Consider the following 12715-nt stretch of genomic DNA (forward strand, 5'->3'; position numbering starts at 1 on the left):
CCGCCCACACGCTCCGGTTGCGAGACCGACCTGGTCGCCTGCTATCTTGAACGTTGTTCAATTGTGTAGCGAAGGATGTCCGCCGTGCCCGAAGTCGAGAAATCCCCGAAGTGGGCAGCCACCTTCACCGCACGGGACATGGCGCAGATCGCGGTGTTCGCCGCCCTGATCGCCGCGCTCGGCCTGCCCGGCGCGATCACCGTCGGGTTCAGCGGGGTACCGATCACGCTGCAGACGCTCGGAGTGATCCTCACCGGTGCGATCCTGGGTGCGCGTAAGGGCACGGCCGCGGTGGCGGTGTTCATCGCACTGACCATGATCGGGCTGCCGCTGCTGTCCGGCGGCCGGACCGGACTCACCGCCCTGGCCTCGCCGACGGCGGGTTACCTGATCGGCTGGATTCCGGCGACGCTGGTCATCGGTCTGTTGACCGCGATGATCCTGCCGAAGTATCCGATCGTGTTCGGTCTGCTGATCAACGCACTCGGCGGCATCGTGATCATCTACCTGTTCGGCACCGCGGGACTGCTGGTGCGCACCGATCTCAGCTCGTGGGCGGCGGTGTCGACCAACTTCGCGTTCATCCCGGGTGACCTCGCCAAGGTCGTGATCGCCACGGTCGTCGCCAAGGGCGTGCATCGCGCGTATCCCGGGCTGATCCGTGGCTGATCGCCGCGCGTCGTGAGCGAGATCGTCGTCGACGCGGTGGGGCATCGTTTCGGTGACCGGACCGTGCTGCGTGAGATAAATCTGCGGATCACCGAACGCCGGGTCGGCTTCATCGGCGCCAACGGCTCGGGCAAATCGACGCTGGCCCGCATGCTCAACGGACTGCTGAAGCCGACCGCGGGCACCGTCACCGTCGACGGGCTCGACGTCGCCCGCAAGGGCGCGCAGGTGCGGCGCAAGGTCGGCTTCGTGTTCACCGACCCCGATACCCAGATCGTGATGCCGACAGTTGCCGAGGACCTCGCGTTCTCGCTGCGCCGCAGCGGCCTGAGCAAGAGCGATATCGCCGCCCGGGTACAGCGGATGCTCGACCGATTCGGCCTCGCCGCGCACACCGACCACCCGGCGCACCTGCTCTCCGGTGGACAGAAACAGCTGCTGGCCATCGGTTCCGCACTGATTCGCGAGCCCGAGGTGATCGTGGCCGACGAACCGACCACGCTGCTCGATCTACGCAATGCCCGACGGGTCTCGCAGGCGCTGAACTCCCTCGACCAGCAGGTGATCGTGGTGACCCACCAGCTCGGACTGCTCGACGGGTTCGATCGAGTCGTGGTGCTGGACAACGGTTGCGTCGTTTTCGACGGCGCACCGCCGGCGGCGATCGACGCGTATCGGCACCTGATCGAATGATCGGCCTGTACTGCCCCGGCGACTCGCCACTGCACCGGATGCCGGCGGGGGTGAAGCTGGCGCTGTTGCTGGTCTCGATCCTCGCGATGACGGTGTTCGTCCGCGGTCCACTCACTGTGCTGGTCGCCGCGGCGCTGGTGGCCTGTCTGTTCGCGCTCGCCCGCGTCTCCTGGCGGGTGGCCTTCGCCCAGGTGCGCCCGGTGCTGTGGATGACCGCGATCATCGGGGTGTTCCAGCTGCTCACCACCTCGCCGGCGCGGGCCGTGGTGGTGTGCGGGGTGTTGCTCGTGTCGGTGGCCCTCGCGGCGCTGGTCACGGTGACCACACGGGTGAGCGCCATGCTCGATGCGCTCACCCGCGCGCTCGGCCCGCTGCGCCGCGTCGGAGTGAATCCGGAGCGGGTGAGCCTGCTTCTGGCACTGGCCATCCGGTGTGTTCCGTTGCTGGCGCAGATCGTCCACGATGTCGGCGAGGCTCGGCGAGCCCGCGGGGTGTCGTGGTCGGCGACCGCACTGGTCACGCCCGTGCTGGTACGGGCATTGCGCACCGCCGACGCGATGGGCGAAGCCCTCGCCGCACGCGGTGTCGACGACGACTGAGATCGGCGTGGACCGCGCGATGCGAACAGGACACCAGCCGCCTTCCGCGTAGCGCGCGTACGCGCACCTTGCTATTCCTAGACGACCGGTCGTATAGTTCTGCACATGGCACGACCACGGCGCAGCGACGACACGAGAGCGCTTCTCATCGAGGAGGGCGCGGCCGATCTGCTGTCCAACGGCTATCACGGCACCGGCATCAAGCAGGTGCTCGACAAGGTCGGGGTGCCGAAAGGCTCGTTCTACAACTACTTCGACAGCAAAGAGACGTTCGCTCGAGCGGTGATCGAGCATCATTCACTGTGCATCCAGCGCAACCTCGCCGACGCCTTCGGCGCCACCGCCGATCCCCTCGGTGGCGTGCGCGTCTTCTTCGCGCGGCAGACCGCCGAATTCGTGCGCACCGACTTCACCGGCGGCTGCCTGCTCGCGAACCTCGCGGCCGAGCTCGAAGGTAGTGACGTGCTGCGGGAAGAACTGTCGAGTGCCTGGGTGGCCTGGCGTGACAGTGTCGCGGCCGCGTTGCGCGCCGCGCAGGCCGACGGCTCGGTGCGCGGCGATATCGACGCGGTCGACCTCGCCGACCTGCTCCTCGAATCGTGGGAGGGCGCCGTGATCCGGATGAAGCTGCAGCGCACCGTCGAGCCGCTGCACAAGTGCCTGAACCGTCTGCTGGACGACTACTTCCGGCCCTGATCAGGGTCGGGCGGACCGGCTGGTTGCTGCATGTCTATTCCAAGACGACCGGTCGTATCAAATGAAAGGGAAGACACCATGTCCACCATCAAAACGGCCATCGTGACCGGATCCTCCAGTGGGATCGGGCGCGACATCGCTCGTGCCTTCGTTCAGCGCGGCGACAATGTCGTGCTCAACGGGCGTGATGCCGCGAAGCTCGCGGCGGTGGCCCAGGAGTTGGGCGCGCCCGAGCGCACGGCGGTCGTCGTCGGCGATATCGGCTCGCCCGCAACGGGTTCGGCGCTGGTCGCGGCCGCGGTCGAGCGATTCGGTGGGGTGGATGTGCTGGTCAACAACGCGGGCACGTTCGCGGCGAAGCCGTTCACCGAGGTCACCGCCGACGAGTTGACCGGCTACCTCGACGGCAACCTGAAAGGCACCTACTTCACCACGCAGGCCGTGGTCCGGCGGCTTCGTGAGCAGGGTGCGGGCGGCAGTATCGTCAATATCGGCACCGTGCTCGTCACGCACGCGATCGCCGATATCCCCGCCTCCGCGCCGTTGGCCAGCAAGGGCGCGATCCACGCCTTGACCACAAGTTTGGCGGCCGAACTGGCAGTCGACCGTATTCGCGTCAACGCCGTCGCCCCCGGCTTCGTGCGCACGCCGCTGCTGGCGAGCGGTAACGAGGCTGTCTTCGGCGGGTTCGCCCTCCTCGACCGTCTCGGCGACGTCACCGAAACCACCGCGGCCGTGATGTACCTCGCCGACGCCGAGTTCGTCACCGGCCACATCCTGCCCGTCGACGGCGGCTTCATTTCCGGCCGAGCGGCCTGAGTCGGCGAAAAGACCTACTACACAACGGATTCGGGTGCGCAGCGCCCCGAACGCCGGTCATCCTGTGAGAGCTGCACCCATCGAAAGGACATGCTCATGCCGTACGTGAACATCAAGGTCACCGACGAAAATGTCACCACGGAACAGAAGTCGCAGCTCATCAAGGGCGTCACCGATCTGCTCTTCGAGGTACTCGGCAAGGCCCCCGACAGCACCTACGTCGTGATCGATGAAGTGCCGCTGACGGATTGGGGCGTCGGTGGCGTGAACGTCGCCGAGTATCGCGCCCGTCGAGCCGCCACGGAGTGAGTCATCGGTACCGGGCCGGGCGGTGCCCCGGCTCGGTACCCTCACCGGGCGAGAGCGCGGGGCCGACTCACAGTGGACCGTCGAACTCGATCGAGGCATCCAGGGCGAACCAGCCCATGGACGTCAGTGTCGCACCGCGCTTGAAGTAGCTGGGTCCCAGCCACAGACCCGGCTCGATCTCGCGCAACTCGTCGTAGATCCGGTGGGCGGGACCGGGCTTTCCGGCCCGGAGATCGTCGTAGTCCAATCGCACGGCCGCACGTCCATCGACCGAGGATGCGCCGACGGTTGCCACGAAGTTGAGCGCCCGCATGCCGCCGAGCAGGCGGAAGATATTGTGCCCGAATGCCATCCCGCCGTCCACGTGACGAAAGGACTTGCCCACCCAGAAGTAGGTGGGACGGTCCATCAGCGGTCCGAGCAACCGGGAGCCGGTCGCGGGAAAAGATCGCATCACCAGATCGCCGGTCAGCCGGCCGAAATCTGATGCTGTCGTCTCCGGCGCCGCGGTGAACAGCTCCGTGAACGCGGCGATACCCGCCGTGGACAGGGCATCGAGGCGCGGGCGTCGGTCAGATGGCCGGTGGACCGGCATCAGACCGTTCGCGGACAACGGTGTCGGCTTCATGGGCGGACTCGATTCTGTCGAAACTCGGTCCTCGCATGGTGCCAAGCCGCGGCGCGCCCCGGTGCGGTTTCGCCGGACCCATGACAACGGGCCGGGACGCATCACACGTCCCGGCCCGTTGTCGAGGCGGATTCCCTACCGGTCGCGCAGGGCGTACGGCTCGACCGCGCCGCGCTCCAGAGCCCGCGCGTCGATGGTCTCGGCGCGGTAGGGGAGCAGGGCGAGACGGTCGCGCATGCCGCGGACCGGGTCGTCGATCTTCTCGTTCAGGCCGAACAGGAAGGTCCACTCGTGCTCGTCGCTGCCGTAGGGGACCACGGTGGCGAACTGCTCGTGGAAACGACCCCACGAACGCTTCAGCGTCTCGTTGCGCCACATGGTCGCGCAACCGGCCTGCGCCGACAGCACGCCGCCGGGAGCGAGCAGTGCCTTACATCGGGACAGGAACTCCGACTCGTAGAGGCGGTTGTGCTGGGCGTCCTCGACACGCTCGTCGGGCAGATCGATGACGATCACGTCGTAGCGGGTGCCCGCCGCCTGCGCGTTCGCCAGGAAGTCCCAGCCGTCGGCGTAGTGCACATGGACCGGGCCCTCGTGCCGCACCGCGGCGGCGAGCTCGTCGGTGGTGTAGCCGTAGGGCAGGTGCTCGGCACACAGCTCCACTTCGCGCTGATCGATGTCGACATGGTCGACCAGGGTCGCCCCGGCCGCCACCGACATCTGCGAGGCCACACCCTCGCCGGAACCGATGATCAGCACCCGGTCGAGCTTCTCCGCCAGCACGAACGCCGGGACCATCATGGCCTCGTGGTAGGTGACCTGGGAGAACTCGGTGGACTGGCGATCATCGTCGGAGAACAGGGAGATCCCCTGATCGGTCCGCGCGATCACCATGTGCTGGAACGGGGTGTTCGTATCCACGATCACCTCGTGCAGATCCCAGATCCGGGTCAGGCCGTCGCCCACCGGTTCGTAGATCTTCTCGGCGCCGTGGCCACGCTGGACCGTCTGCATCCGAACTGTGGTGGGGGACAACTTGTCTCGGAGCAACTCGACGGCTTTCGTCGCGCCCGCACCGATGCTGCCGCAGGTGAAGACGTCGACGAAGATGTCGCCGGACTCCGGATAAGTGTGAATCGAGGCGTGAGACTCCGACAACAGCGCGAGGACGGTCACCCCCTGCGGATCGAACTTTTTGTGAACGACTTCGCAGATGGTGACGCCCGCCGCGATCAGAGACTCACGCAACGCCGATTCGAGTCGTTCGAGATCGTCACACAGGGCTGTGTCGACGCCACCGAACTCGGCCAGCACGTGCCAACCGGTGAATTCCGCCGTCATGGGCAAACTCACTCTCGCTCAGCGCCCGAGACATGAACGGTCAAGGGCGGAAAACCATTGAAGGACACCGACGAATAACTCGCGGTATAGGCGCCGGTGTGCAGGATCTGAATCCGGTCACCGGCTCGCAACGTGGTCGGCAGAAGGACCTTCGTGCGTTGATACAGTACATCGTCGCCGTCGCAGGTCGGACCCGCGACCACCGCCTCCGACACCGGATCGCCGTCGCGATCGGTGACGAAACGGTAAGCGATGTACTCGTTCTCGGTCTCGGCCATACCGTTGTATCGGCCGATGTCGAGATACACCCAGCGCCGGCCATCCGGCGCGAATCGCACGCCGACGACCTCGGCGTGCACAGTGCCCGCGTTACCCACCAGCGCACGGCCGGGTTCCACGATCAGGCCGATGGCCGCGGGCAGGAACTCGGCGGCGGCACCGGAGATGGCGGCCGCGATCGCGTCGAGTTCGGGGGCGGCGTCGACGTAGGAGATCGGCAGACCGCCGCCCACATTGACCGCCGTGACGTGAATGTCCTTGTCCGCCAACGCCGTGACGATCGCACCCGCCTGCTCGATGCCGATCCGCCATGCGGCGGGGTCGAGCTGCTGGGAGCCGACATGGAAATAGGGGCCGCCGACCCGTAGACCCAGATCCCGGGCGCGCACCAGCAGCCGCAGGGCTTCGGCGGGCGCGCACCCGAACTTGGTGCCGAACGGGGTCCGTGATTCGGGGGCCGAGGACAGGAACCGGCACTCGACCTCGGAGCCGGGCGCGTGCTCGGCGATGCGGTCGAGGTCGTCCTCGGTGTCGAAGGCGTAGCGGCGCACCCCGAGGGCGAAGGCGCGCGCGATATGGGCGCTCTTCTTGATCGGGTTGCCGTAGCAGAGCCGCTCGGGCGCGACACCGAGGTCGAGGCACTGGTCGATCTCGCCGATGCTGGCGACGTCGAATTCGGCGCCCTCGTCGTCGAGCAGGGTGATCAGTTCCGCCACCGGCGCCGCCTTGACCGCGTACCGGATCCGGGTGCCGACAGCGACGGCGGCGTCGAGGGTTCGGTAGTTGGCACGTACCCGCTCGGGGTCGATGACAAGGTACGGGGATTCGGGCACAGGTGAACTTTCGGTCGGCAGCCGGGAGAGACTATCAGCGGCGCCTACCCAACAACGAATCCGTCAAACATTCGTCATATTCGTCATAGGCAACTGGTATTACTCATCCCGCCGTGACTGTGACCTCGTCGAACACGACCTCGCCCGCGGCGTCGGATTCCTCGAGATCCACGATCGCCGTGACCGCCCAGCCGTGATCACCCGCGGGGTCGTCGATCACCTGGCGGACATGCCAGAAACCGGGCCGCTGCTCGATCCCGAACAGTTGTGGACCCCGCGCGTCGGGGCCGGTGCCGATCGTGGCGTACTCGTCGAAATAGGGGGCGAAGTCCTCGGCCCACTCGGGGCCGGTGCCGAGTTGGTCGAGTTCGTACCAGCGGTGTCGCGACGCCAGCTCCACCCGGCGGAACATGGCGTTGCGCACCATGATCCGGAAGGCGCGTTCGTTGGCGGTGATCGGGCGCACCGTTTCGGCGCCGAACGCTATCTGCTGGGCGTCGTTCTCGGCGCCGGGGTTGGTGAGCTGTTCCCACTCGTCGAGCAGGCTCGAGTCGACCTGGCGGATGAGCTCGCCGAGCCATTCGGTGAGGTCGTCGAGATCCTCGGTGCGGGCGGCGTCGGGCACGGTGCGGCGCAAGGCGCGGTAGGCGTCGGCGAGGTAGCGCAGCACGACGCCTTCGGAGCGGGTCAGTTCGTAGTGCGAGATCAGTTCGGCGAAGGTCATCGCACGTTCGATCATGTCGCGCACCACCGACTTCGGTGACGGCGCGAATTCCGACACCCAGGGGTGGCCGGCTCGGTAGGTCTCGAACATCGGATCGATCAGCTCGGCCAGGGGTTTGGGCCAGGTGACTTCCTCCAGGAGCTCCATCCGCTCCTCGTATTCGATACCGTCGGCCTTCATCTCGTTGACGGCGACACCACGGGCCTTGTGCTGCTGGGCCATCAGCAGCTGGCGCGGGTCCTCGAGGGTCGCCTCGATCAGCGAGACGACGTCGAGTGTGTAGGTGGGACTGTCGCGATCGAGCAGGTCGAACGCGGCCAGCGCGAACGGTGACAGTGGTTGGTCCAGCGCGAAATCGCGTTGCAGGTCGACGGTGAGCCGCGCCATCCTGCCCTTCGCGTCGGGCTCGGACAGTTGTTGCACCACACCGGCATCGCGCAGTGACCGGTACAGGCGCAGGGCTCGCAGGATGTGCTTGCGTTGCGCGGGACGCGGCTCGTGGTTGTCCTCGAGCAGATGACGCATCGCGTAGAAGCAGTTGCCCGGGCGGGCGATCACATTGAGCAACATCGAGTTGGTCACCGCGAAGCGCGACACCATCGGCTCGGGCGGGGCGGCGATCAGCCGGTCGAAGGTCTCCTCGCTCCACGAGACGAAACCCTCCGGCGGCTTGCGCCGCACCACTTTTCGCTGCTTCTTCGGGTCGTCACCCGCCTTGGCGATGAGGCGGGTGTTCTCGACCTCGTGCTCGGGAGCCTGCACCACCACGGTGCCCATCGTGTCGTAGCCCGCACGACCCGCGCGCCCGGCGATCTGATGGAACTCACGCGCTTTGAGCCTGCGGGTGCGCACACCGTCGTACTTGGTGAGACCGGTGAGCAACACGGTACGGATCGGGACGTTGATGCCGACGCCGAGGGTATCGGTGCCGCACACCACTTTCAGCAGCCCGTCCTGAGCAAGCTTCTCCACGAGGCGGCGATATTTGGGCAGCATCCCCGCGTGGTGCACACCGATGCCGTGACGGATCAGCCGCGACAGCGTCTTGCCGAAGCCCGAGGCGAACCGGAACTCGCCGATGGCGGCGGCGATCGCGTCCTTCTCGGCACGGGAGGCGAAGTTCACGCTCGTCAGCGCCTGCGCGCGTTCGAGCGCGGCGGCCTGGGTGAAGTGCACGACGTAGACCGGCGCCTGGTGGGTGGTCACCAGCTCTTCGAGAGTCTCGGTGATCGGGGTGCGCACATACGAGAACGTCAGTGGGACAGGACGTTCGGTGCCCGCGACCACCGTGGTGGAGCGGCCGGTGCGCGCCTCGAGATCGGCGGCGAAGAAGTCCACTTCGCCCAATGTCGCCGACATCAGCAGGAATTGGGCGCGGGGGAGTTCGATGATCGGCACCTGCCACGCCCAGCCGCGGTCCGGGTCGGCGTAGAAATGGAACTCGTCCATCACGATCTGCCCGACCTCGGCTGCCGCGCCCTCGCGTAACGCCAGGTTCGCCAGGATCTCCGCCGTGGCGCAGATGATCGGGGCGTCGGCGTTGACCGCCGCGTCACCGGTCACCATGCCCACGTTCTCCGCGCCGAACACCTCACACAGCGCGAAGAACTTCTCGCTGACCAGCGCCTTGATCGGTGCGGTGTAGTAGCTGCGCTGCCCGTTGGCCATGGCGAACAGGTGCGCGCCGACCGCTACCAGAGACTTTCCGGAGCCGGTCGGCGTCGCCAGGATGACATTGGACCCCGACGCCAACTCCATCAGCGCCTCGTCCTGCGCTGGATACAGGGTTGTGCCCTGCTCGGCAGCCCACGCCGCGAACGACTCGTAGAGCGCGTCGGCGTCGGTCCCGGGAATTTCCAGTAGGTCGGTCAGATCCACTCCGACCACCCTAGTGGGTGTGGGGGTCAGTCTTTACCTTCGCCGGAGGTGTCGTCGTAACCACCCTGCTCGGCCAGGAAGCGCTCGAACTCCGCCCCTAGCTCCTCGCCACTGGGCAGTTCACCGTCGGCGGCCAGCAGGCTGGACTGGCGTTCCTGGGCGGTGACGAAGCTGTCGTACTGGCGTTCCAGCGCTGTGACGACCGTCTCCACCTCCTCGTTGCCCGCGATGTGCTCGGCGACCTGCTCACGCACGCGCGCGGCCGCCTCACCCAGCGCCGAGAGCGGCAGATCCAGGCCCGCGTTGTCGGCGAAGTTCTCCAGCAGCGTCTGCGCGGCCTCGGGGTAATCGGTCTGGGCCAGGTAGTGCGGCACGTGCACCGAGAATCCGAGCGATTCGTGGCCGTGCTGCGCCATCCGGTACTCGAGCAGCGACGACGCGCTGCCCGGCACCTGCAACTCGCCCGGCCAGCGCTGGTGCTCGCCGATCAGCGAACGATCCGAGGAGTGCGCGGTGACACCGAGCGGACGGGTGTGCGGGATCGCCATCGGAATCGCCGACAGGCCGATCGTGCGGCGCACACCGAGCTGTTCGGCCAGCAGCCGCACCGCAGTGGTGAACTTCTCCCAGCGCAGGTCCGGTTCCAGGCCCGAGAGCAGCAGGAACGGGGTGCCCGCGGTGTCGCGCAACGCCCACAGGTTCAGTTCCGGTTCCGCGTAGTCGGCGAAATGATCGGTCTTGAACGTCATCAGCGGGCGGCGCGACCGGTAATCGAGCAACTCGTCGACATCGAACGACGCGACCAGCTCCGATTCGAGGCTCTCGCGCAGATGGGTCGTCGCCAGACGCACGGCGTGCCCGGCGTCGGTGAAACCTTCCAGACCGTGCACCAGCACGGGGCCCGCACCGTCGTCCGAGGACAACTGCGGCGCCGGAAACTCCAGTTCGTACATATGCGACTGGTCATCCATCGCGTTTCTCCTTCCTGCGCGGTCCACCATCGCTCGCGGGGTGGGGAAGCGGATCTCCATTGTCCCCCACGCGAGCAGTGCCATCACACACGGCCGGGGACGGCTCGTCCTGTTAGGCAACAGCATGGACACCTCGCGCATTCCCGCCCGGTGCGGAGGACCGGGGTGTGCCGCGCCTCCCGCCCGGCGTGGCGCGACCGGGCCGATCGAGGCGGTGGGGCACAGTGGACGGTGTGAACGTGGCGCAGGCGACACCGGTCCGCGCGGGTGATCCGGGCCTGCGCCGCTGGTGGCTGGGGTTGGTGGCCGTGTCCTTCGCGCTCACCGGGTGTGCGCAGAGCGTCAGCGGGACACCGGTCGCCGAGAGCGCGGTATCGGTGCGGCAGATCGATGGTTCGCTGGCCGAGCTGCTGCCCGCGCCGTCGCAGTTTCCGGCCCGGTATCCGGCGGTCGTGCTGCCCGCGCAGGCTGCGACGGCGGCCGCGGCCGATCTCGACGGAGTGGGGGCGGGCGCGACCGTCAGCCCGGCGAAATGCACACCGGTCGAGGCAGAGCCCGGCGGGGAGCCCGCGGCGGTGGCGGTCGGGACCGATGACGCGAGCCGGGCCACCCTGACCGTCGAGTTGTCGCGGAGCGCCGAACCGGTGTCGTCGCTGCGCGATCGACTCGGTGAGTGCGGGCTGATCCAGGTTCGGCGGGCGGGTGCGGGGTCCACCGTCACGACCGCGCTCGACCGGACCGCGCCGACCGGCACCGACGACGCGATAGCGTTGCGGCGCACCGTGGTTCCCGAAGTCGGCGGTGCGGGGCTGACGCAGACGATGCAGACCTCGATCGGGCAGATCGGCGACGTGCGCATCACGGTGACGTCGATGACCTTCGGTGCGGGACAACCGGATACGGCCGCAGTGGACGAGATGTTCGCCACCACCGCCGCCGCCGTACGCGGTAGCTGAAGCGCCTACCACCAGGCGGTGACAGGTTCGCCCGCCGCGCATGGCCGGGAGCGGGATCGGTCCACAGCTTCGGCGCTACACACAGGGCGGATGAAAGCCCAGGTCGGTGCACCCGGTGTGGGGGAGCCGGCGGGCACCGTGGAGCCATGACGCCTTCGACGAACCCCACCCGCCGGGTCAAGCGCTCCGGACCGTTTCCCCGCGCACTCGGCTGCGCCGAATCCACTCCCCGCTATCCCGGCGGGCTGCCGCGCCCACCGCTGCGGGTCGACGAACCCGGTGAGCTGATCGCCGCCCTGCCCGCGATGCTCGGCTTCGTCCCCGAACGGTCCCTCGTCGTCGCCGTGCTGCACGAGGTGGCGGGCGGTGCGGCCGAGGCGATCGAGGCGGTGGTGCGCTTCGACCTCGACGTGGCCACCGACATCCGGCTGCTCGACCAGTTCACCGCCTGCCTGGCATCGATCTGCCTGCGCGAAGAGGCGACCGGGGTGCTCGCCGTCTTCGTCGAGGACCGTGCCGAGTTCGAGAGCGAGGAGGTCCTGCGCGCGGCCGAATTGATCGATGTACTGGCCGAGGACGGGATCGCGGTCCGCGGCGCCTGGTCGGTTCCCGCGATCGCGGCGGGCGAACGCTACCGCAGTGTGTTCGGCCTGGTCGGGACCGGCCTGGTCGCCGATCCGTCGTCCTCGATCGTGGCCGTGTCACATGTGCTGGAAGGCAAGCAGATTCGTGGCTCGCGTCAGGAGATGACGGCGCTGATGGTTCCCGACGAGCTGCTGAGCGCGCGCGTGCGCGCTCAGCTCGGGCCCGCGGACGCGCGCTACCGGGGTGGGCTGGCGGCGGCGACGCGCGCCGGTAGCGCCCTGGCCTACCAGCGGCGGGCACTGGAATGGGTGCTGTGGCAGATCGCCGACACCGCGTCCGGCGCACCGCGTGCCGCACGCGAACTCGCGCGACTGGCCGCGACCCTGCGCGACCGGCCGATCCGCGACGCCGTGTACGGCCTCGCGGTCGGCGATCACGCCGAGGCCGCCGAGCGGCTGTGGGCGCAGTTGGCCAGGGCGACACCCGGTACCGACCGCGCCGAAGCAGCGTCGCTGCTCGGCTTCAGTGCCTACCTGCGCGGCGACGGACCGTTCGCCGGCGTCGCGATCGGCGCCGCCGTCGAGGCCGACGCCGAGCACGCGATGGCGGTGCTGCTGGAGACCTCGCTACAGACCGGACTGCGGCCCGAACGGCTGCGCAGACTCGCGCTGTGTGGTCACCAGATCGCCGCCGATCTCGGGGTCGACATCGGCCCGATCACCCGGTGAGGCAGGC

General features: G+C 67.9%; 13 protein-coding genes. 8 read left to right on the top strand and 5 right to left on the bottom strand.

What is annotated here, in order from left to right:
- The first annotated feature begins 75 nt into the window (after positions 1-75).
- The 6 genes from ACFQ9R_RS03275 (at position 76) to ACFQ9R_RS03300 (ending at position 3785) form a co-directional block, all read left to right on the top strand.
- Entirely contained in the window at positions 76-669 is a 594-nt protein-coding gene (locus ACFQ9R_RS03275; RefSeq protein WP_378988584.1) for a biotin transporter BioY, read from the top strand.
- 12 nt (positions 670-681) lie between these two features.
- Positions 682-1362, top strand: a complete 681-nt coding sequence (locus ACFQ9R_RS03280; protein WP_378988586.1) for an energy-coupling factor ABC transporter ATP-binding protein — start codon at positions 682-684, stop codon at positions 1360-1362.
- On the top strand, positions 1359-1961 hold the full coding sequence (locus tag ACFQ9R_RS03285) for an energy-coupling factor transporter transmembrane component T family protein (protein WP_378988588.1): 603 nt from the start codon (positions 1359-1361) through the stop codon (positions 1959-1961). The genes ACFQ9R_RS03280 and ACFQ9R_RS03285 overlap by 4 nt, the downstream gene beginning before the upstream one ends.
- A 105-nt stretch (positions 1962-2066) precedes the next feature.
- Complete coding sequence (locus ACFQ9R_RS03290) at positions 2067-2657, top strand: TetR family transcriptional regulator C-terminal domain-containing protein (RefSeq protein WP_378988590.1); 591 nt, start codon at positions 2067-2069, stop codon at positions 2655-2657.
- Positions 2658-2735: 78 nt separating this feature from the next.
- On the top strand, positions 2736-3476 hold the full coding sequence (locus ACFQ9R_RS03295) for an SDR family NAD(P)-dependent oxidoreductase (protein ID WP_378988592.1): 741 nt from the start codon (positions 2736-2738) through the stop codon (positions 3474-3476).
- Between the two features lie 96 nt (positions 3477-3572).
- Positions 3573-3785: a 4-oxalocrotonate tautomerase family protein gene (locus tag ACFQ9R_RS03300; RefSeq protein WP_378988594.1), complete on the top strand. Its 213-nt coding sequence runs from the start codon at positions 3573-3575 to the stop codon at positions 3783-3785.
- Positions 3786-3852: 67 nt separating this feature from the next.
- On the opposite strand, the gene ACFQ9R_RS03305 is transcribed toward ACFQ9R_RS03300, so the two are convergent.
- The 5 genes from ACFQ9R_RS03305 to ACFQ9R_RS03325 all read right to left on the bottom strand — a co-directional run bounded on the left by ACFQ9R_RS03305 (position 3853) and on the right by ACFQ9R_RS03325 (position 10439).
- Entirely contained in the window at positions 3853-4413 is a 561-nt protein-coding gene (locus ACFQ9R_RS03305; protein ID WP_378988596.1) for a hypothetical protein, read from the bottom strand.
- A gap of 135 nt (positions 4414-4548) precedes the next feature.
- Entirely contained in the window at positions 4549-5754 is a 1206-nt protein-coding gene (gene speD / locus ACFQ9R_RS03310; RefSeq protein WP_378988598.1) for an adenosylmethionine decarboxylase, read from the bottom strand.
- 8 nt (positions 5755-5762) lie between these two features.
- On the bottom strand, positions 5763-6866 hold the full coding sequence (locus ACFQ9R_RS03315) for a type III PLP-dependent enzyme (RefSeq protein ID WP_378626650.1): 1104 nt from the start codon (positions 6864-6866) through the stop codon (positions 5763-5765).
- Between the two features lie 103 nt (positions 6867-6969).
- The gene (locus ACFQ9R_RS03320) at positions 6970-9468 is read right to left on the bottom strand and encodes a DEAD/DEAH box helicase (protein ID WP_378988600.1); all 2499 of its coding nucleotides are present in this window, start codon (positions 9466-9468) and stop codon (positions 6970-6972) included.
- 26 nt (positions 9469-9494) lie between these two features.
- Positions 9495-10439, bottom strand: a complete 945-nt coding sequence (locus tag ACFQ9R_RS03325) for a PAC2 family protein (protein ID WP_378988602.1) — start codon at positions 10437-10439, stop codon at positions 9495-9497.
- Between the two features lie 233 nt (positions 10440-10672).
- Here ACFQ9R_RS03325 and ACFQ9R_RS03330 point away from each other — a divergent pair, with 233 nt between their 5' ends.
- Positions 10673-11395, top strand: a complete 723-nt coding sequence (locus ACFQ9R_RS03330; protein ID WP_378988604.1) for a sensor domain-containing protein — start codon at positions 10673-10675, stop codon at positions 11393-11395.
- Positions 11396-11541: 146 nt separating this feature from the next.
- Entirely contained in the window at positions 11542-12708 is a 1167-nt protein-coding gene (locus ACFQ9R_RS03335; protein WP_378988606.1) for a DUF4192 domain-containing protein, read from the top strand.
- Positions 12709-12715: the final 7 nt, after the last annotated feature.

The sequence above is a fragment of the Nocardia sp. NPDC056541 genome (assembly GCF_042794235.1).
Classification (GTDB): Bacteria; Actinomycetota; Actinomycetes; order Mycobacteriales; family Mycobacteriaceae; genus Nocardia.

What these genes read in the sequence shown, in the direction of transcription:
- ACFQ9R_RS03290 (WP_378988590.1), top strand. Translation starts at nt 2,067, where the DNA reads ATGGCACGACCACGGCGCAGCGACGACACGAGAGCGCTTCTCATCGAG.
- ACFQ9R_RS03335 (WP_378988606.1), top strand. Translation starts at nt 11,542, where the DNA reads ATGACGCCTTCGACGAACCCCACCCGCCGGGTCAAGCGCTCCGGACCG.
- ACFQ9R_RS03305 (WP_378988596.1), bottom strand. Translation starts at nt 4,413, where the DNA reads ATGAAGCCGACACCGTTGTCCGCGAACGGTCTGATGCCGGTCCACCGG.
- speD (WP_378988598.1), bottom strand. Translation starts at nt 5,754, where the DNA reads ATGACGGCGGAATTCACCGGTTGGCACGTGCTGGCCGAGTTCGGTGGC.
- ACFQ9R_RS03295 (WP_378988592.1), top strand. Translation starts at nt 2,736, where the DNA reads ATGTCCACCATCAAAACGGCCATCGTGACCGGATCCTCCAGTGGGATC.
- ACFQ9R_RS03325 (WP_378988602.1), bottom strand. Translation starts at nt 10,439, where the DNA reads ATGGATGACCAGTCGCATATGTACGAACTGGAGTTTCCGGCGCCGCAG.
- ACFQ9R_RS03300 (WP_378988594.1), top strand. Translation starts at nt 3,573, where the DNA reads ATGCCGTACGTGAACATCAAGGTCACCGACGAAAATGTCACCACGGAA.
- ACFQ9R_RS03285 (WP_378988588.1), top strand. Translation starts at nt 1,359, where the DNA reads ATGATCGGCCTGTACTGCCCCGGCGACTCGCCACTGCACCGGATGCCG.
- ACFQ9R_RS03275 (WP_378988584.1), top strand. Translation starts at nt 76, where the DNA reads ATGTCCGCCGTGCCCGAAGTCGAGAAATCCCCGAAGTGGGCAGCCACC.